The following is a 20,061-nucleotide window of genomic DNA, read 5'->3' as shown; positions in this document are numbered from 1 at the left end:
TGTGCACTATTTGTATTATGCATGTTACAATGTCGTTATGAAAGAGAAAAAGACCTCCCCCTACCATCATGGAAACCTCAAAGAAGAGCTCTTACAGACGGCTTTGGAGATGATTGACAAGGAGGGGCTTGATACGATTACACTCCGAGAATTGACTCAGCGATTGGGCACCTCTCGAACAGCAGTGTATCGTCATTTTGCAAGCAAAGAAGCGTTAATACTCGGAGTAATCGAAAAAGGGTATGAGCACCTTAATTTGCTCTTTACCCCTATATTTCAAGATCGTACACATAGTGTTGCAGTGCGGTTTGAAGCGATGGGGAGAGCCTATCTCGATTTTGCAATAGAACATCCGAATCTTTATCGATTATTGTTCGGAGAAAATTTTCGTCAAGAACGCGAAGAGATATGCGATTATAAAGATGAGAATCAGGCAACAGGGTTGTATGCTCTGATCGGTTTGCTTACTGAAGCCCAGGAAGAGGGAATCATCGCTCAGGTCAATCCTATGGTTCAGGCGGCTATGGTGTGGGCATCGATTCACGGCCTCGCATCGCTGTTGATCGACGGACATTTGATTATGAGTGATAATATGGAAGCGATTTATGAGTACAGCATAGGAGTACTTCTAAAAGGGCTGCAATAATCATGGGTATTATTGAAAAAACCGCTTCTACTCTCATGAAACGAGCGGTGAAAAAGTATCTTCATCTAAAACCTACCCAAAAATCATTGCCTACTGCACCCAACGAAAGAGCATTGCTACTTTATATTCATATCCCTTTTTGTCTAACATTGTGTCCGTATTGTTCCTTTCATAAATTTCGCTTTGACGAATCGAGTGCCAAGCGCTACTTTGAATTGCTGCATCAAGAGATGCGTATGGTTCATGCTTTGGGATATCGGTTTGATTCGATCTATTTCGGCGGGGGAACGACAACGATACTCCCCCATCAGCTGGGAGAGACGATCGATTTGGCAAAATCGCTTTTTGCAATTCGTGAGGTTTCGTGCGAGAGCGATCCCGCGCATCTGAACGATTTGGAAAATGCCGATTTGCACGGAAAGATTGACCGTCTGTCGATAGGGATACAAAGTTTTAATGACCGCCACCTTCAAAAGATCGGACGCTACAAAAAATTCGGTTCCGGTGATGAACAGTATGAGAAGGTATCGGCCGTAATGGGAGATTTCCCGATCGTCAATATCGATATGATCTACAATTATCCCGACCAGAGCGAAGAAGAGCTACATCGTGAAATCGATACGATATTGAAACTTCGTCCGCCGCAAGTGACTTTCTATCCTTTAATGTATGCTCCGGGGATACGGGATAATCTTAGCAAACGTTGGGGAGCCCTCAGTGATGCTAAAGAAGTGAAACTCTACCGTATCATTATGGAGCGGATGAGAGAGGTATATACACAACGCTCTGCATGGGCATGGTCTTTGGAACGTGAGGGAATTATCGATGAGTATGTAATTGAACGGAGCGAATATGTCGGTATTGGGAGCGGGGCATTTAGCTTTATCGACGATACTCTTTATGCCAATACCTTTTCACTTCCAATCTATGCCAAACGGATATCTAAAGGGCAATTGCCTATCACCCATGCAACGACTTTTCCAGAGCGTGCAATACGCCAATATCGGATGATGGTAGAACTTTTCGGATTGCGTTCATCGAATGAGCATTTATGGATTGAAAGTACTTTACTGAGAATATGCGGGATGTACAATCAAGAACATTTGAATGAGAGGGGAATCCATCTCTTTTCCGTCATGATGCGCGAGTTTTACAACGGGATGGATTATGTCCGTGAAACGATGCGTACCAATCTTACTAAAGAAGATGGTCTGATCAGGGATTGATTAGATAAAGCTGTCCGTAACAATCACAAAACTTTTTACATCCACAAGAGTAATAGATATTTTTGCCCGTTTCGAGTGAATAGCTTCCGAAATTGGTTTTGATAACGTCACCTTGGATTCTCTCTATCGTGATTGCTTTAACAAGACATGAATCCATAGGATCGAGACGGTGATACTTTTCGCGCGTGGAGTGAACCCATAAAATAGGTGCTGGTACACAAAGGGAACGGACATGTTCACAATCCCATTCGCGGGTTGCACCTAATGCCTCTAGTTCTGAATCGCTGATATTGCGATAAGGACGCATAATGACTCCCAATAGCTTTTAGGAACTGATATGCATATTTAATTCATGAAATTTATAAAACGGTTATACACGAATCATTGCTTTGTTGAAGAGCTTTATGCGCACGTGAGATGATGCTGGATATATCATCATTTTCGCTTTGTACACTGGTACCAATACGCATACTGATATTTGTAAGAGTTTGAAAAGGTTCTTCACGCATTACCGTAAGTAATTTACGGCTGAATTTCATAGCATTATCGGAAGAATCAATGAGATAGGCTAATAAAAATACTTGTTTACCCCAACGTACAAGCATATCACTTTGACGTATATTGGATTTGATACTAAAACAAAAATCATGCAAATAGTGTACGGCTTCATTATCAGAGGACATGAGCTCGATCATGGTGATACCGATCAGTTTTTTATTAAAGATTGCCGCTTCAAAAAAACTTTTTGATGTGTGATTAAAATACTCTTTATCGTAGGCGCCGCTCTCTTTGTCGATACTGACGTCATTTTCGATCATAATCCGCTTTATTAGGTCTTGGGAAATATCGGTAAAGGTGACAATACTGTAGTTAGGTACAGGTGATTCAACGGATACGGAAAACGCATGAGGTTCGATACGATAGCTGAGCATACTGATGATTCGATCATGTTTAGGGAGTTGCATAAGGGCTGTTGTCCAATCCTCAGGATTATCGCTTTTACCGGCATGGAAATAACTGTCATGAGGGACAAAACGGTTCAGAAGTGAACCAAATTCTCGCAAAAACCCTTTTGCACATGAAACATTGGAAAAATCAAGAAAAGCTTTATTAAAAAGAATGGGAATACTATCACGCATTAAGACAATAAGATTTTTTTGGGTGTTAATGGCTGAGAGAAAAAGGTGACTGCAAACGTGATCTTCCTCTATCATATATACTTCATCTTGAGAAATTTCCATACATCTACCTTCGCCTTATTTGAGCTAATAATAACATATAGAAAGGGTAAATGGGGAATATTTGTGAGAAAAATGGTCTTAATTGACCACTTTCTCGTTTGTGTAAGAGTAGGTTGAGGAGATAGAGCGCAGACGTTCCGCTGCTTTCATAAATACGTCGATAGTATAGTCGATTTCATCTGCCGTTGTAAATCGGCTGAGGCTGAGACGGATTGCTGTATGAGCAAGTTCCGGATCTTCTCCGATAGCGTTCATAACGGGGTTGGCTTCGAGGGATTCAGAGGCGCACGCACTTCCGGTGGATGCTGCGATGCCGGCACGGTTGAGATCCCAGAGCATTGATTCACCTTCGATACCGCGAAGAGAGATGAGAATGGTATTCGGTGTACGGCGAGCGCGATCACCCACCACGATGGTATCGGGAAGCTGAGAAATGGCGTCTTCGAGACGGTCACGCAATGCGCGTACATCACTGTTCATTTTGTCCAAGTGACCGACTGATTGCTTCATTGCCAATCCCATACCGATGATGTAAGCGACATTCAGTGTTCCGGCACGTTTGCCACCCATTTGTTCCCCACCGTGGAGGAGATTAGGGAGCTCTGAGCCTTTTTTAACATACAACCCCCCGATCCCTTTAGGCCCGTGGAATTTATGGGCGGAAAAGGTGAGATAATCGATCGGCGTTTTGGTGAGATCGACTTTGACTTTTCCAATGGCCTGAACCGCATCGGTGTGGAATAAAATTCCACGCTCTTTTGCGATAGCAGCAACTTTTTCAACAGGGAAAATCATCCCGGTTTCGTTGTTCGCCCACATCATACTAATTAATATCGTTTTGTCCGTTATCGCCGCCGCAACACGCTCAGCGCTTACATAACCGTAGGCATCAACGTCTACAAATGTGATCTCAGCACCATTTTCTTCGAGGAAGTGGAGAGTTTCGAGGACGGAAGGATGTTCCACTGCTGAAGCGATAATATGATTTTTAGACGGATCACGGAGGATATGTTTGAAAAAGATCCCTTTAAGGACGGCATTATTGCTCTCAGTTGCGCAGGAAGTGATGAGGATGTCATCGGCATCGGGCGCGTTAAGCGCATCGTACATATAGCCCATCGCTTCGTTGAGATACGGACGAACTTCGATACCGTATTGGTGCAACGAGTTCGGATTCCCGTAGAGATCCTCGAAAAATGGCTGCATTTTTACTTTTACGATAGGATCGAGCTTGGTGGTGGCATTGTTATCTAAATAGACGCGTTTCATAGATAGTCCTCATAATGTCGGTTAATATGAGGAGAGATTGCAAGATTTGTTCGAGATGGAAACAAATGTTATATTTTACTTGCAGTTATTGGATGTGAAAGATCATAGGTGAATATTCTAATTTTATCGGAAATAGGATTTTGCCACTTTCTAAGTTTTAACTCTAATTCATGTAAAGTTTCTTTTGGTTCATTAAAGAGGTTACCTTTAAAACTAAAAATACCAAAAGCCCCATATTCAGCATTAAGATTTTCCATATAAGCAGGTAATTGTACTTTAAGTCCATGTTCTAAATCAGACGCATGTGCACGTTTAAATTCTATACACATTTTCACATTTTTGTGATTTTTTAACTGCCCTATAAATACGAAATCTACATTTCCAACACCAGTAGTGTATTCTGGAACAACTTCTATATTTGCTGTAATTGCCGCATCGTAAACAATATAATGTATTGCTGCATGTAAATCTGTCTCATCTTTTGGTTTTTTATCAATTATTTTTTTACCTTTTTTTATTACATTCCAAAAAATATCTTTGGAGGGATGTTGGCTGATTTTTGCTTGAATTTTTTGAAGGACTTCATAACATTGTTGTCTAAATAATTCAACGGTTTCATATTCTTGTCTTGGAATTAAGCTTTGTATATAGGCCTCTTTTATTGTATTGTATGGTGTTGTAAAATAATCAATATCTAATGATTCTTCTAGTAAATAAGCCTTAGGGCTTCCAGTTAGTTCTCTCAAAAATATTTGAAGTTTTGTTGGACTCCAACTACAAAAGACTACTAAATTATCTCCATAGGTGTCAAAATCAAATCTGTCAACATCAAATACACAAACATTGCTATTTCTACTCAAATAAATATGCATATTATTGATTTCTAGTGAGAGATTATAATTTTCATCTAACACAGAGAAAATGATTCCACCAGTATTTAATGCTTGACTATTCGTTTCAAATTTAATAGTAGCTTCTGATTTTAGTAGATCAGAGTTTGTCAAATATCCATTTATTGTATCTGTAATGGTTATGTTCAATAGAAAACCTTTAACTACTTATTGTCGTTAATCATCTGCTCGACAGTCTCTTTTAACGTATGAATATCGTTTTTGCATACATCATAGACCGCTTCGGCATTGAGATCGAAATAGTGATGGCTGATGATGTCGCGCATCCCTTTGACCGATTTCCAATCCACCGCAGGATAATTGGGTAGCAGTTTTTTGTCGGTGATTTTGTCGATATTTTTGAGACTTTCACCGATGGCGATCAACTGCATACAGATGGCATCGAGTTTTTCATGACCTGCTTCATTTTCTAAAAAATCATCGGGGGATTGGATCGGTTCAAAGCGTTTGATGATGCGCTCGGTCGCGCCGTGAATCTGAGTGAGGGTTTCGATCAGCAGAGCCTTTTCAGGCATAGATCGCTTCTTTTTGGATACGTTCTTTTAAAAACGTGTTCATGCTCTCACGGTAGCTGATGAGGTCGACATGGGTGTGCATCAGTTCTTCAAGATCAAGACGGATACGGGAGAGTTTAAAAAGGTTCGGTTGTTTGGTTTCGATGACAACATCGACATCGCTCTCATCGGTCGCTTCATCGCGTGCGACAGAGCCGAATACTCCGATTCGGAGTATTCCGAACTCATCAGCATGATGCTGTTTGTACGATTCTAATACTTTGAGTGCTTCTTGTCGTTTCATGCAATGATTATAACCTATCTGTAGGGCGTATTTCAATTAGCCTTTCTTTTGTATGGTTTTGATGAGATTTTAGCCATATTATCGGGAGAATTAATCCTTGAATATCGTTATAATTGAACTTATTCGATAAAATACGGGTTTTATTTAGTACAGCATTACGATTGAGAAGGTTTTTTATATGAACGAGAGCAAAGATTTTTTACGAACCATCGTCGAAGAGGATTTACACGCGGGCAAATACAGCGAAGTTGTAACCCGTTTCCCCCCTGAGCCAAACGGCTTTCCCCACATCGGACACGCCAAATCGATCGCGATCAATTTCGGAATCGCGCGGGACTATAAAGGGCATTGTAATCTTCGGATGGACGATACCAACCCGACGACGGAAGACACCCGCTACGTTGAAGCGCTCAAAGATGCCGTAGAGTGGCTCGGATTCCAGTGGGAAGGGAATGTCCGCTATACGTCGGATTATTTCCCTGAACTCTATCAATACGCTATTGAGCTTGTCAAAATGGGAAAAGCCTACGTCGACAGCCTCACTGAAGAGGAGATCCGAGAGTATCGCGGGACGGTGACCGAAGCGGGACGCCGCAGCAAGTACTCTGAGCGCAGTGTCGAAGAGAATCTCGATCTCTTGGAGCGGATGAAAAACGGTGAGTTCAAAGACGGTGAACACGTCCTCCGTGCCAAGATCGACATGAGCGCGGCGAATATGAAGATGCGCGATCCGCTGCTGTACCGTATCCGACACGCCCACCACTACCGCACAGGCGATGCGTGGAATATCTACCCGATGTACGATTACGGTCACTGCCTCTCGGATTATCTCGAAGGGGTTACCCACTCTATCTGTACGCTGGAGTTTGAAAACAACCGCGACATCTATGATTGGGTACTCGATACGCTGGGGCTGACATCACCGCGTCCGTATCAGCACGAGTTCGCACGTCTGGGGATCAACTACACCGTCATGAGCAAACGAAAGCTCCTTGAACTGGTCAACGAAGGGTATGTGAACGGTTGGGACGATCCGCGCATGTCGACCATCGCAGGACTTCGCAGACGCGGGTATACCCCTGAGTCAATCTTGAACTTCTGTCATCAGATCGGTATCGCAAAAGCCAACTCGATGGTCGATGTGGCACAGCTCGAGTTCTGTATCCGAGATGATCTCAATACCAAAGTACCCCGCGTGATGTGTGTCCTAGACCCGCTCAAAGTGACGATCGAAAATTACGAAGGGAGCGAAGAGCTTGATGCCTCGTATTACCCTGAGGATGTACCGAAAGAGGGGAATCGAAAACTGCCGTTCTCCCGCGAGATATACATCGAACGTGAGGATTTCAGTGAGAATCCCCCTTCGGGCTTTTATCGTCTCACACCTGAACAACCCGTGCGCCTCAAACACGCCTACATCATCACCTGCAAAGAGGTAATAAAAGACGCCTCAGGCAACATCACGGAGATCATCGCAACATATCATCCCGACTCCAAAAGCGGTTCCGATACGAGCGGTATCAAGGTCAAAAGTGCAATCCAATGGGTCGAAGCGAGTACGGCTAAAACGGTCGAGGTGCGACTCTATGATCGTCTCTACACCTGCGAAGCACCGGAGGGGGTCGAAGATCTCAATCCCGATTCGCTCAAAATCATCAAAAACGCTCTGGTCGAACCCGCTCTCATCACCGAAAAACCGGATGTCCGCTTCCAGTTCGAACGTCAGGGGTATTTTTATGCCGATCCGATCGACTATACCGACGAAGCACCGGTATTCAACAGAATCGTAGGGCTGAAAGACTCGTGGAACAAAAAGAACAAAGCGGACGAGAGCACAGCCAAGCTAGAGCGCAAAGCGCCTGAGAAAAAGGTACAGATCGACGGTGAAGTAGCACCGATGAGTGAAGCCGAGCAGGCGTGTTATGCGAAGTATACAAACGAGTTCAAGCTTAACAGTGAAGTGTCGAATATCCTTGCGCGTGATGAGAAACTCGCCGTATTCTTCGAAGCGGCTCTTTCAGTCCATAACAGCCCAATAACCATTGCCAACATTGTGGCTAATGAGGTCGCCAGAGAGCTAAAAGAGAAAGACGCAAGTGAGCTGAAATTCACCGCCGCGCAGATCGCCGAGCTGGTCAAAATGATTGATGATGAGATCATCTCGAACAAAATTGCCAAACAAGTCTTTGAAGAGATGGCGCAAAGCGGTGAGAATCCATCCAAAATCGTCGAAGCGCAGGGATTGGTACAGATCAGTGATCCGGCGGTGATTGTGCCGATCATCGATGACGTGATGGCGAAAAATCCCGATAATGTCGAAAAGTACAAAGCGGGCAATACGAAACTGTTCGGGTTCTTTGTCGGGCAGGTGCTTAAAGCGACGGGAGGAAAAGCAAATCCTCAGGTCGTCAATGATCTGGTGGCGCAGAAGTTACAATAAAGTAGGAAGAAGTTCACGCTTCCGCGTGATCTTCTTTTGTTTTATAGACGTAGATTGGTTCATTTGTTGGGTCTTCGATCACTGCTTCGGTAATCGTAAGACTTTGCAGATTCTTTTTTGACGGGCAGCTAAATTGCAATGGCAACATCGCTTCTTCGATGATACTGCGTAACCCGCGTGCACCGACACCGCGATCGATCGCTTTTTGAGCGACCGCATCGAGGGCTTTCGGCTCGAAATTCAGCTCGATACCGTCCATATCAAACAACGCTTGGAACTGTTTGATGAGGGCATTGTCCGGCTCTTGGAGGATTTGAACCATTTGTTCTTTAGTAAGTTCACGCAGTTGGGCGACTACGGGGATACGTCCGATAAACTCCGGGATAATTCCATAATGAACCAATGCTTTCGCATCTATTTTTTTCTCTTTGACTTCGCCTTTTTCAGCGGTTTTGCTGAATCCTACTTTGTTCGACTTTTTCGTATGGGAATCGGGAACGAGACCGACGAAAGCACCTCCGCAGACGAAGAGAACATGAGAGGTGTTAAAGAGGACGGTTTCGGTCGTAGAATTTTTGCGGCTACCTTTGACTGGGACATAGACTTCGGCACCTTCGAGGATTTTGAGCAAACCTTGTTGTACCCCTTCACCGGAAACGTCACGTCCCATCGTCGAACTCTCACCTTTACGGGCGATTTTATCGATCTCATCGATGTAGATGATTCCCCGTTGTGCCAACTCGATATCGTAGTTTGCCGCAGCGAGAAGGCGTGAGAGGATGCTCTCGACGTCTTCACCCACATATCCGGCTTCGGTCAATGCTGTCGCATCGGCGACGGCAAACGGCACCTGCATGATCTTGGAGAGTGATTTGGCGAGCAAGGTTTTACCGCTTCCCGTAGGACCCACGAGGAGGATATTGCTTTTTTCCAATTCTACGTTGTTATAGACCGGATTTTCGATCCGTTTGTAATGGTTGTAGAGGGCAACGGCAAGGACTTTTTTTGCGTCTAATTGTCCGATAATATACTTGTCCAAAAACTCAACAATCTTTTCCGGTGTCGGAAGCTGTTGCTGCATTGCGGAGCGCTGTTCAAAACGGACCTCTTTTTGCAAAATACTGGAGCAGGTAGTGATACACTCATTACAGATATGAGTTGTCTCCGAAGAGAACATTTTTTTCACTTCACTTTGTTTACGACCGCAAAATGAGCAGGTTTTTTCTGGTGTACTCATCACACATCCTTTGCACTGAATTTTGTGAGAATTTCATCCGCAAGACCGAATTCGATCGCTTCTTTGGCTTCCATATAGTTGTCACGGTCGGATTCTTTTTCGATCACTTTGGCACTTTTCCCTGTTGCTTCAGCGAGGATGACATACAAACGGCGTTTGAGGTTGAGGATATGTTTGGTATGAATCTCGATATCGCTCGCTTGCCCTGAATAACCTCCGAGAGGTTGATGAATCATCACTTCAGCATTTGGGAGCATGTATCGATGACCCTTGTCACCGCAGGTAAAGAGTACGGCTGCCATCGAAGCAACCATCCCCATGGCATAAGTATAAACCGGAGCGTTGATAAGATTCATAGTATCTAATATGGCTAATCCTGACATCACTGATCCGCCCGGTGAGCTGATGTACATGTGTATCGGCTCTTCGGAGTCCATCGCCTCCAGATAGAGCAACTGGGAGACGATAACTCCCATCATATGATCATCGATCGCTTCGGTGATAACGATCACCCGATCCCCTAAAAGTTTGGAAAACAGATCGAAATAACGCTCTCCGCGAGGCGAAATATCTTTAACCGTAGGTATCATAGGCATATTTAGCTCCTTAAATAAATGCTTTAATGAATTCAGGAAGTGACATAGGAATCACTTCGAGGTTATGTTTGTCGATGAACTTTTTCTCTTTTTTACCTAACTCTTTGTCGGTGATGACGTAACCGCCTTCCAAATCCAGAGTCAACTCATTGGCAACCATGCGATCGGTATCTCGGTCGAAGGATGTCCCTAAAAAGAGGTATTTTTTCGTTTTACGGTAGGTTTTTAATACTTTTGGAACCGCAAACCCTCCCATCGCTTCGGTGAGCCAATCGACGTAATCGGCATCGGAAATGACAAAGGTCGGATTTGGCAGCGGTGAACCCATCGGTTTAAAGAGGATTTTTTCAGCATTGTCGAGAACTTCATCGTCTACGAGAAAATATTTTTGGTTTTCGACATCGTATTCGTATACTTCATAGCGGTTTAAATCACCCATGATACGTGATTTTCCGATGATAAGACAATGCGGTGTGAATGCCAAAAGTTCTTGGAACTTGGTGTCGCGGTTTGTATCGACGATATAGCGAGGCAACATATCGACTGTCGCTTTGTGTAATGGTGTCGGCTCGTATGGTTTGGTATAGATGTGGTTGATAAGCTGAGTCATGTACTCAACACCGCGACGTTGTTCGAGGTGCATCGCAGCACGGGAATATTCGAACATCAGACGCGGTGTCATCGCTCGTCCATTGTTCATTGCCAAAATGAGTGAATCACTATCGAAGGGTACGATCTCTCCCTCTTTGGTAGTCATCCCCTCAAATACCCCTAAACCGAAGTAGGGGATGGTAGTCTGGTTCCGTAACTCTTTTTTAATCGTTTCAAATAGTGTATCCATCGTAATCCCTTTTGGAGCTTTTGATAAACGATTGCATTTAGTGTTCTTGTTCTAAATAGGAGTAAAATTATCTTATTTGTAGGTTTTTGGTTTGAGAAGAAAAAAGAGGGACAAAAATGTCACCTCAATTTACCCGTGACACCCTTTTCCCGTATAACAGCTGTTGGCCGCTACAATTTTTGCAAGAGTTTTATCGATATTAAATGGATTATTTAGATCATTTAGAATTTCGTGATAGAACACTGCACCGTCTTTTGAAATGATAAAGAGCGATTTTGCAAGTTCTTTGTTTGAAAGACGGACACCGTAATAATCTCCGTACGCTTCATCATAATCATAGCCGCTCAGCCACTCTTCAAGAGAGGGTATTTCATGTTTGTCATTTGCGAGAATAAGCGCTTTAGTGATTCCGCCCAATGCGTTGAGCGAGAGGAGGGTGTCAATATCTTGTAGTTGTGAAATGAGTGTATCATCGACAAAGGGGGCGCTAATGAGGAGCTGTGTCGCACCGTTTTGTCCGCCGATAGAAAAAATTTCTCCCGCACGGTTTTTCAGATCGACTTTTTCCGACGCGTAACCGACGTCGAGAGGCATATCTTCGAGAGTGAGGATGGAATTATTATGATTGATTTGCACGATGAACCCTTTTGAACACTATTATAATGATAAAAATGCATTTAGCGTTCTTATAGACTAAAAACTTAGGCTACAGGGTGAATATATTGAAGACTATTGGTGATTTCGGTACCGATGAGAAAGTGATTGATGGCTTCTTCGGCTGTTTTTACAAATGGGGGTAACTTGTGGATTTTGATCCCGACATTTTTCATAGCGAAGAGGGTATTGAGACAGTATTGATCTACCAGTAAATAATCACACTTTCCGATCACTTCAAGCAGAGCATAATGCTCACTGATATGGTGAGGATCTTGAGCGATATCACATTCGCACTCACACGCTTTCATCTTCGGGTCTCGTACCATCTGTCCTTCGTATTTTTCCCACGGATTGAGGCGTGTTGCATGATGGCGGTAACGTATGTCTTTGCGTTCACCCAAAACCTCATAAACGGCAAACATAGTTGCACTGCAGGGATTTTGGTGATAAACACGTTTCATCGCGTCCATCGGAATGGCTACCATCATTATAAAACTCCTTATATTAATTATTAAAATGCAAGTTCTGTTCTTAATGATTTGAATAAGGAATAAAAATTTATTCATGTATATTCAGTTAATATCTTATAAAATAGGGGCAATTATTTTGAGGATGCTGGAGTTTGAATGCAGTTGTTTAATCATCAATATGAAACTGTTGAGAAGCTCGAACTTTTTGTGGACACTATCCTCTTACACAAAGGTGCTATGTTTATTCAACTCTTTAGCGGAGTCATGGATAAAACGCGGATTCAACCGATTCTTGATAGTTTAACATCAAAACTTCCCTCTGCCGTATTGATCGGTGCAACAACCGCCGGAGAGATTATCAATGGGACTATGACGTCAGGGGAGATTATTGTCTCTGTTTCTCTTTTTGATTCTACCGTCATTAAAACTTATTATTTCCCGAAATCGGATTTCTCTCACGGAGTACGTGCCGCGCAAGAGATTTTGAGTGATCGTACCAAGGTATGTATTGTTTTAAGCGAAGGGCTTAAAAGTGATTCGGAATCATTTTTGAACGGGTTTACGTCGATACGTAATGACGTGGTAGTTGCAGGAGGAAATGCAGGGGATGATTTGACATTTACCCGCACGTATATTATAAAAGAAAACACTATTTATGACGAAGGTGTTGTTATTGCCGTGTTAGAGAGCGATGTATTAGAGGTGCATCCTACCTATTCGCTTAATTGGACGATGATCGGCAAAGAGATGACGATAACTCGTGCTGAAAATAATATCGTTTACGAGATTGACGGCAGAGGAGTTAGGGAACTGTATACCCACTATTTAGGAGAAGAGACCATTGAGCAGATTCCAGCCAGTGCGGTCGAATTTCCGCTGGTAAAAGTCGAGGATGGGGTAGAAATTGCTCGCTCCATGATTGCGCAAACTGGCGATGGAGGGTTTGTTTATGCCGGACATTTTCATAACGGGGAAAAAGTACGTTTTGCGATAGGAAATGTTGAAGAGATCATGGATAATGCTGTTGATATACGCGAAGCGGTTGCTACGTATTCTGTTGAAGCAACGTATATTTACTCCTGTTCGGTTCGAAAGCTATTTTTAAAAGAGCAGCTTAATTATGAGTTTGGATTGATTGAAGAAGTTGCTCCTACGGCAGGATTTTTTACGTACGGTGAATTTTTTCATTCCCCTTCCGGCAATCAGTTACTTAATATTACGACAACGACCCTCTCTCTGAGTGAATCACATGAGAGTAATATCCCTAAAACTAGTGTACTGAAGCATCATAACCGTCATACGATGCTTAAATCCCTCACCAACTTGGTCAATGAAACACAAAGTGAACTTGATGACAGCATCAAAATTCTCGATCAATACAAAATGGTGCTGGATGAGAGTTCAATCGTATCAAAAACAGACGTGGAAGGAGTTATCACCTACGTTAATGATGCTTTCTGTAAAATTTCGGGCTATACGCGTGACGAACTGATCGGACAAAAACATAATATTATCCGTCATCCGGATAATGATGCGGAACTTTTCAAAAACCTTTGGAAAACGATCAAAGAGGGTAGGATTTGGAAAGATACATTTAAAAATCTCTCTAAAAACGGAGAAGAATATTACGTAAAAACAGTCATTGCTCCTATATTTGACGATCGGGGTGACGTTGTCGAGTTTATTGCTGCCCGGGCTGATGTGACAGAGCTGATCGTCAAAGATCAAATTATCCGCCGACAATTGATCGATACGCTCAGCGGGTTAAAAAATCGTACGGCATTGCTTAGTGATTTGGAAAACGAAGACGATGATGTTGTATTGATCTTATTGAATATTGACAGGTTTTCAACGATTAACGACTATTTCGGCTACGAAATTGGAGATCAATTACTCAAAGCCTTTGCAGCTCGGCTCGAAACAACGATGGGACACGGATATTTTTACCGGATTAGCGGAGATGAATTTGCCATCATCTGTATAGACCATAAATTTGACGATACATTAAGGGATCAAGTTATCGAGTATATCAATAAGCTTGAAAATTTTAAATATCAGATATCAGGGCATGAACTTTCTATAAATGTTTCCGGCGGAATTGCACATGCCCCGTATTCGGATGTGTACAATCTCGCCCATATGGCACTTAAAGAGGCAAAAGAACAACGGGCAAAATTGATTTTTTTCAACGATAATACAGCGTTGACTGAAAAAACACGGAATAATATTTGGATGTTCGATAAAATTAAATCGGCGATCGAAGAGGATCGGATCGTCCCCTATTTTCAAGGGATTGTCGATAATAAAACCCGAAAAATTGTAAAATATGAGTCTTTAATCCGTCTAATCGAACCAAATGGGACAGTACTAAGTCCGTATTGGTTTTTGGAACATGCCAAAAAATCAAAACTCTACGATAAATTGACCCGAATTATGATTGCTAAAACATTTGCCGTTTTCGAAAATCTAGACTATGAGTTCTCTTTGAATTTAACAATGAACGATATCGTATCGGATGAAACACGTCCGTATATATATAAGATACTCGAACACTCGTCTGCAGCAAAGCGGGTGGTTTTTGAGATTGTTGAGTCTGAGGGGATTGTTAATTATCAGGAAGTGATTGATTTTATTAAAGCGGTCAAACAATTCGGTTGCAAAATCGCGATAGACGATTTCGGTACGGGATATTCGAATTTTAGCTATTTGAGCAAACTCGATGTTGATTACATCAAAATTGATGGATCGCTGATTAAAAATATTAACCTTGACAACGACCACCTCTACACTGTCGAGAGTATCCTCTTTTTTGCTAACAAGAAAGGGATTGAGACGATTGCTGAATTTGTCGAAGATGAATCTATCTTTAATAAAGTTTTAGAATTGGGGATTGACTACTCTCAAGGTTACCTCTTCTCCACTCCACAACCGACAATCGAAACATAATCTCTGTACGCTTCGGTTGTACCTCCTACAAAAACGTCACATTTTGTTGAACTCTCCTTTTTAAACCCATAGAACATTCATTGCATTAACTCTTTTTAGAAAATGGTTGCCGCCGGATGAGGTTGAGAATCATTGAATGACACTTAAAAGGAGTTATTATGAGTTGTTCCTCAAGCGGAAATGAATCTTTTATGCCCGAAGATATTCAAGCGAAGATACACAATCATCCATGTTATTCAGAGGGTGCACACCATCACTATGCACGTATTCACGTCGCGGTAGCACCGGCATGTAATATCCAGTGCAATTACTGTAACCGTAAATATGACTGTTCCAATGAATCTCGACCGGGGGTAACCTCTGAGCGTTTAAGTCCGGAAGAAGCAGCGAAAAAAGTACTTCTCGTCGGCGGTGAAGTCCAACGTATGAGTGTACTCGGGATCGCAGGTCCGGGAGATGCTCTCGCAAATCCGAAGAAAACATTTGAGACATTCGGAATGGTTCGCCAATTTGCACCGGATTTGAAACTTTGTCTCTCGACTAACGGTTTGGAATTGCCGAACTTTATCGATGAGATGGTGGAATACAACATCGATCACATCACCGTTACGATTAATAGTGTTGATGAAACCGGTGAGATCGGAAGTCAAATCTATCCGTGGATTTTCCATAACAACAAACGTATCTATGGAAAAGAAGCGGCACAAATCCTCCTCGAAAACCAACTCGAAGGGATGAAGAAATGTGTCGAAAAGGGGATTTTGATCAAAGCTAACTCGGTTCTTATCCCGGGTATCAATGACAAACATCTTCCGGAAGTTTCTAAAAAACTAAAAGAGATCGGCGTGTTCCTCCACAACATTATGCCGATCCTATCTGAGCCGGAATTCGGTACAGCGTTTGCCCTTGCAGGAGTACCGAGTGCTACCGATCAAGAACAAATGGCAGTCCAGGAAGCGTGCGGTATGGATATGAAACTCATGCAGCACTGTCGCCAATGCCGCGCGGATGCAGTAGGACTCATCGGTGAAGACCGTGGAGCGGAGTTCACCAAAGATACCTTTGCAGGACTCAGTTTCGATGAACTTCAAATCAAATATGATCTTGAAGCACGTCAAGCAGCCCAAGCGAAAATCGAAGAGTTTAGATTCTTCCTCGATCAGGCTAATGATCGTGTCCGTAAAGAGAAAGAAGAACTTAGTTCAATGGGTGTCACTATCCTTGTAGCCGTTACGACTGCGGGTGAGGGGATGATTAACCAACACTTCGGAAGCGTTAAAGAATTCTTAATTTACGAAGCAGGTGATAAAGGTATCCGATTTATCCATCACCGTAAAGTGGACGCAGAATATTGCGCAGGACCGGACGGTACTAACCCTCTCGCTCCGATTCTAGAAAAACTTAAAGATGTACAGCTGATCCTTACCGCAAAAATCGGCGGATGTCCGCAGGATGATCTAAAAGCGGCCGGTATCATCGCCGATCAAAGCTACGCGTATGAGCCGATCGAGATTTCGGTACTCAAAGCATCCCGTAAATACTTCGGTATGGATGAAAACGCGGAAGTGAATTAAGGAGCCTATCATGGCACTCATCAACGATACCACTTTACGCGACGGGGAGCAGGCTCCTTATGTCGCGTTCAATACCGAAGAAAAACTCCGTATTGCTACATTGTTAGATGCCTGCGGTGCGGATGAACTTGAAATCGGTATAGCGGCAATGGGTGTCAAAGAACGCGAAGATATTAAAGAACTTTTGGCTCTCGGGCTAAAAGCTCGAATGATGACGTGGAACCGGATGAAGATGGAAGATCTCGATGCTTCACTCTCGTGCGGTATTAAAGCGGTCGATCTCTCTATCCCTATTTCAGATATTCTTATCGATGTTAAATTCGGAGGCAGTAAAGCCAAAGTCTTATCGGAGCTTGAACGTGTCGTTACGGCAGCAACCAAAGAGGGTTTATTTGTCTGCATCGGCGGTGAAGACAGCTCACGTGGAAGTCATGAATTCATCCGCGACGTGATGGGGTTAGCCCGTGAGTGCGGAGCAGGACGTTTTCGCTATTGCGATACAATCGGTATTATGACACCGACACAAACATATCAAACGATTAAATCATTGTGTGATCTTAACCTCCTCCCGATTGAAATGCACACACACAATGATTTTGGTCTGGCGAATGCGAATGCCCTCAGCGGTATTGACGCGGGTGCTATCAGTATGAATACAACCGTCATCGGATTGGGTGAGCGAGCGGGTAATGCTTCGTTTGAACAGATTCTCATGACACTCAAACATCTCTACGGTGAGGCACGCTCCATCGACCCTCTCCTGATTCGAAATTTGGTTCATACCGTGGCAAGCGCGGCAAATATGTCGCTTGCCACCAATGCACCTGTCGTGGGTGAACGGATATTTGCCCACGAGAGCGGCATACATGCCGATGGGATGATGAAAGATTCCCATGCGTATGAACCATACGAAGCCGAAGAGGTAGGATTGCAGAGTTCTTTTCCGATCGGAAAACATTCAGGCAGTGCAACCATCCGTTATCATTTGGCGCGTATGGGAATTAGTGCTGAGAATAGTATTCTTCGGGATATGCTTCCCAAAATCCGTGAAATCGTCACCTCACGTAAACGGGTGCTTGATATCAGTGAACTTAAATCCCTCTATCAGGAAGCAGCATGTATATAGGGTGGCTTAAATTTGTCGATGTTCCCGAACTCATTAAAATAGCCGAAGAGACGGGCTGGTTGCTGGATGGGTATCACGTCAAACTTATAATGATGCATGCACCCCATTTATGTTACGGTGCTTATGAAGAGGGTGTTCTTGTCGGAGCAGTGATGGCAATAGAGTTCGAGACCTCGGCGATGATCAAATACTTTATGGTGAAACCGAGTCACCAAAAACAGGGGATCGGACGACGGCTGTTCAATACCCTATTCGGTGTCCTTAAAGATGAACACCCCTCTCTCTATCTGCATGCGAATCCTCAGCTCAAAAGCTTTTTTGAGCAAAGCGGCTTTAAGGCTGTTATGGAAGTAGGGCGCTTTCTCAATGTCGGAAAAGTACCGCCGTTTAGTTTTACCAATGCTCAGGCCAAAGAACTCGACGGCGGAAATTTCGATGCGACTATTCGTAAAATCGATTTTGAAACCTTCGGTGAAGATCGAATGGCGTTTATGCTTGACGAGATGGAGCGCAACAGTTCACTCAAATTTGCCTTACCAAACTCGTTTCAGCACTCCAGTGTCATCAATGCACGCGGAGTATATTTAGGGCCATGGCAATGCAGACCGGGATTTGAAGACGAAGCGGAAAAAATGATGCAGGGAGTCTTGTATTTCAGAGGGCTAAAAAAAGTCTTAGCCGATGTTCCTCTGGGGAATGCGAATGCGGTTGCATTGTTTGAGAAATACCATTTTCAGCAAAAAGGGACATTTGTCCATATGTGTTACGGTGAACCGCGTAATGTTAAGTTTGAAAACATTTACGCATTTTCATTGTGAGGAATAAACGATGAATCTTCTTGAAACCTGTGTGAATGAAAAATGCAGAGTCTTATCCATAGCACTGGATGAAACGTTAAAAGGTCATCTCTGCGCTATGGGGATTTGTCCGAATGCAACGTTGTGTGTGAAGCGGTACGGGCTTTTTAAAAGCAGTGTGCAGGTTCAGATCGGTGAACGCGTTGTTGCGCTGGGAAAAGAACAGGCACGTCATATCGAGATACGTGTTGCCTAACTTTAGGGGATTGCAAAGGACAAATTTGTCCTTGCCACTTAAACGGGCTTTGCTCGTTTTGGTGTGTAACATTAAATAAACAAAAGGATTCATTATGTCGGAAATGACTGAACAAGATCATAAAAAAGAGTTGGCGAAGCTCAAACGTTTGGCGGTTGAAGTAGCATCAGAGATTCACGATATCGTCGAAGATACGGTTTGGACGAATCATGTCAAAATGCCCGAATTGGCTGCAAAATTGTATGATGCAGTCGAAAAAGCTAACAGCTATAAGGTAGAACACTCCCTTTAAGGGGTGGGTTATGGCTACGAAAGAAGAAATCCTTGCTTTGGAGATTTGTGAATGCGGCTGTAAGAGTGTAGCCGATGCAATCAAGCTTTTTCAAGAGACCGATTTACCGTATAAAAAAGCGAAAAAACTCGTCACAGAGTGTGACAAGAGCTGCTGCCGTGCAGCCCTTCTCAGACTTTTTGATATGACGTATTTCGGTAAATTTGATTATGATGAGATTGAACGGCTGATTCAATTGCGCCACGATAAATTGGGAGAACTATTGGAACGGATGAAAAATGGACGATAATCTGATAATTCGTTTGGCCTATAGTGATGATGTTCCTGCTATGGCAAAGCTGTTAAGCGAACTTTTTGCCATTGAAGATGATTTTACGATTGATGGGGAGAAACAATCCCATGGTTTGGAATTACTCCTCCAATCTCCTCAAAGTGTTATTCTAGTAGCTGAAATGCAAAACGGTGTGGTTGGGATGCTTTCACTTCAGAGGATGATTTCCACAGCAATAGGTGAATATGTCGGCATCATCGAAGATGTCGTTGTAAGTGAATTTCATCGAGGGTACGGCATCGGAACTAAACTGTTAGAAACGGCAATCGATGAAGCGGAGCGTAGAGAATGGGGACGATTGGCACTCGGTGTCGATTTACGGAATACCAAAGCGATTGCTTTTTATCAAAAATATGGTTTTGAAACCAGTAACATGGGATTGATGTATCGGATAGCGTGAAGGATTG

Annotated in this window: 22 protein-coding genes; 11 read left to right on the top strand and 11 right to left on the bottom strand. The window is 43.2% G+C overall.

Annotation, left to right across the window (positions count from 1 at the left end; translation table 11 throughout):
• Positions 1–37: 37 nt before the first annotated feature.
• Both PHI47_RS09260 and PHI47_RS09255 read left to right on the top strand, forming a co-directional pair.
• The gene (locus PHI47_RS09260) at positions 38–646 is read left to right on the top strand and encodes a WHG domain-containing protein (RefSeq protein WP_299932954.1); all 609 of its coding nucleotides are present in this window, start codon (positions 38–40) and stop codon (positions 644–646) included.
• A 2-nt stretch (positions 647–648) separates the two neighbouring features.
• The gene (locus PHI47_RS09255; protein ID WP_299932956.1) at positions 649–1,872 is read left to right on the top strand and encodes a coproporphyrinogen III oxidase family protein; all 1,224 of its coding nucleotides are present in this window, start codon (positions 649–651) and stop codon (positions 1,870–1,872) included.
• On the opposite strand, the gene PHI47_RS09250 is transcribed toward PHI47_RS09255, so the two are convergent.
• From PHI47_RS09250 to PHI47_RS09225, 6 genes are all read right to left on the bottom strand, one after another.
• Positions 1,862–2,179 carry a hypothetical protein gene (locus PHI47_RS09250; RefSeq protein ID WP_299932959.1) on the bottom strand — a complete coding sequence of 106 codons (318 nt, stop codon included), beginning with the start codon at positions 2,177–2,179 and terminating at the stop codon, positions 1,862–1,864. The genes PHI47_RS09255 and PHI47_RS09250 overlap by 11 nt on opposite strands.
• A gap of 52 nt (positions 2,180–2,231) precedes the next feature.
• On the bottom strand, positions 2,232–3,113 hold the full coding sequence (locus PHI47_RS09245; RefSeq protein WP_299932962.1) for a diguanylate cyclase: 882 nt from the start codon (positions 3,111–3,113) through the stop codon (positions 2,232–2,234).
• A 78-nt stretch (positions 3,114–3,191) separates the two neighbouring features.
• The gene (locus tag PHI47_RS09240) at positions 3,192–4,382 is read right to left on the bottom strand and encodes a NifS family cysteine desulfurase (RefSeq protein ID WP_299932965.1); all 1,191 of its coding nucleotides are present in this window, start codon (positions 4,380–4,382) and stop codon (positions 3,192–3,194) included.
• 68 nt (positions 4,383–4,450) lie between these two features.
• Positions 4,451–5,422: a hypothetical protein gene (locus PHI47_RS09235; protein ID WP_299932969.1), complete on the bottom strand. Its 972-nt coding sequence runs from the start codon at positions 5,420–5,422 to the stop codon at positions 4,451–4,453.
• Between the two features lie 14 nt (positions 5,423–5,436).
• A complete protein-coding gene (locus tag PHI47_RS09230) occupies positions 5,437–5,808 on the bottom strand; it encodes a DUF86 domain-containing protein (RefSeq protein ID WP_299932972.1) in 372 nt (123 codons plus the stop codon).
• A complete protein-coding gene (locus PHI47_RS09225; protein WP_299932975.1) occupies positions 5,801–6,091 on the bottom strand; it encodes a nucleotidyltransferase domain-containing protein in 291 nt (96 codons plus the stop codon). The genes PHI47_RS09230 and PHI47_RS09225 overlap by 8 nt, the downstream gene beginning before the upstream one ends.
• A gap of 178 nt (positions 6,092–6,269) precedes the next feature.
• On the opposite strand from PHI47_RS09225, the gene PHI47_RS09220 reads away from it, so the two are divergent.
• On the top strand, positions 6,270–8,531 hold the full coding sequence (locus PHI47_RS09220; RefSeq protein ID WP_299932978.1) for a glutamine--tRNA ligase/YqeY domain fusion protein: 2,262 nt from the start codon (positions 6,270–6,272) through the stop codon (positions 8,529–8,531).
• A gap of 13 nt (positions 8,532–8,544) precedes the next feature.
• On the opposite strand, the gene clpX is transcribed toward PHI47_RS09220, so the two are convergent.
• The 5 genes from clpX to PHI47_RS09195 form a co-directional block, all read right to left on the bottom strand.
• Positions 8,545–9,768 (bottom strand): ATP-dependent Clp protease ATP-binding subunit ClpX, encoded by a 1,224-nt coding sequence (clpX, locus tag PHI47_RS09215; protein ID WP_299932981.1) that lies wholly within the window; start codon positions 9,766–9,768, stop codon positions 8,545–8,547.
• Complete coding sequence (locus tag PHI47_RS09210) at positions 9,768–10,364, bottom strand: ATP-dependent Clp protease proteolytic subunit (RefSeq protein ID WP_015653760.1); 597 nt, start codon at positions 10,362–10,364, stop codon at positions 9,768–9,770. Before PHI47_RS09210 ends, clpX begins: the two co-directional genes overlap by 1 nt.
• A 10-nt stretch (positions 10,365–10,374) precedes the next feature.
• Positions 10,375–11,205 carry an SIR2 family protein gene (locus PHI47_RS09205; protein WP_299932984.1) on the bottom strand — a complete coding sequence of 277 codons (831 nt, stop codon included), beginning with the start codon at positions 11,203–11,205 and terminating at the stop codon, positions 10,375–10,377.
• Between the two features lie 129 nt (positions 11,206–11,334).
• A complete protein-coding gene (locus PHI47_RS09200; protein WP_299932987.1) occupies positions 11,335–11,841 on the bottom strand; it encodes a hypothetical protein in 507 nt (168 codons plus the stop codon).
• A 65-nt stretch (positions 11,842–11,906) separates the two neighbouring features.
• Complete coding sequence (locus tag PHI47_RS09195) at positions 11,907–12,350, bottom strand: hypothetical protein (RefSeq protein WP_299932989.1); 444 nt, start codon at positions 12,348–12,350, stop codon at positions 11,907–11,909.
• A gap of 138 nt (positions 12,351–12,488) precedes the next feature.
• Here PHI47_RS09195 and PHI47_RS09190 point away from each other — a divergent pair, with 138 nt between their 5' ends.
• The 8 genes from PHI47_RS09190 (at position 12,489) to PHI47_RS09155 (ending at position 20,054) form a co-directional block, all read left to right on the top strand.
• Positions 12,489–15,278 carry an EAL domain-containing protein gene (locus tag PHI47_RS09190; protein ID WP_299932991.1) on the top strand — a complete coding sequence of 930 codons (2,790 nt, stop codon included), beginning with the start codon at positions 12,489–12,491 and terminating at the stop codon, positions 15,276–15,278.
• Between the two features lie 158 nt (positions 15,279–15,436).
• Positions 15,437–16,852, top strand: a complete 1,416-nt coding sequence (gene nifB, locus PHI47_RS09185; RefSeq protein ID WP_299932993.1) for a nitrogenase cofactor biosynthesis protein NifB — start codon at positions 15,437–15,439, stop codon at positions 16,850–16,852.
• Between the two features lie 10 nt (positions 16,853–16,862).
• Complete coding sequence (gene nifV, locus PHI47_RS09180) at positions 16,863–17,978, top strand: homocitrate synthase (RefSeq protein ID WP_299932996.1); 1,116 nt, start codon at positions 16,863–16,865, stop codon at positions 17,976–17,978.
• On the top strand, positions 17,969–18,796 hold the full coding sequence (locus tag PHI47_RS09175; RefSeq protein WP_299932998.1) for a GNAT family N-acetyltransferase: 828 nt from the start codon (positions 17,969–17,971) through the stop codon (positions 18,794–18,796). Before nifV ends, PHI47_RS09175 begins: the two co-directional genes overlap by 10 nt.
• A gap of 10 nt (positions 18,797–18,806) precedes the next feature.
• Entirely contained in the window at positions 18,807–19,031 is a 225-nt protein-coding gene (locus PHI47_RS09170; RefSeq protein WP_299933000.1) for a FeoA family protein, read from the top strand.
• Positions 19,032–19,125: 94 nt separating this feature from the next.
• Complete coding sequence (locus tag PHI47_RS09165) at positions 19,126–19,323, top strand: CCE_0567 family metalloprotein (RefSeq protein ID WP_299933002.1); 198 nt, start codon at positions 19,126–19,128, stop codon at positions 19,321–19,323.
• Between the two features lie 10 nt (positions 19,324–19,333).
• Complete coding sequence (locus PHI47_RS09160) at positions 19,334–19,612, top strand: hypothetical protein (RefSeq protein ID WP_299933005.1); 279 nt, start codon at positions 19,334–19,336, stop codon at positions 19,610–19,612.
• The gene (locus PHI47_RS09155) at positions 19,602–20,054 is read left to right on the top strand and encodes a GNAT family N-acetyltransferase (RefSeq protein WP_299933008.1); all 453 of its coding nucleotides are present in this window, start codon (positions 19,602–19,604) and stop codon (positions 20,052–20,054) included. The genes PHI47_RS09160 and PHI47_RS09155 overlap by 11 nt, the downstream gene beginning before the upstream one ends.
• Positions 20,055–20,061: the final 7 nt, after the last annotated feature.

It is taken from the genome of Sulfuricurvum sp., assembly GCF_028713855.1.
Lineage (GTDB): Bacteria > Campylobacterota > Campylobacteria > Campylobacterales > Sulfurimonadaceae > Sulfuricurvum.
This window is presented reverse-complemented; position numbering and strand designations above follow the sequence as displayed.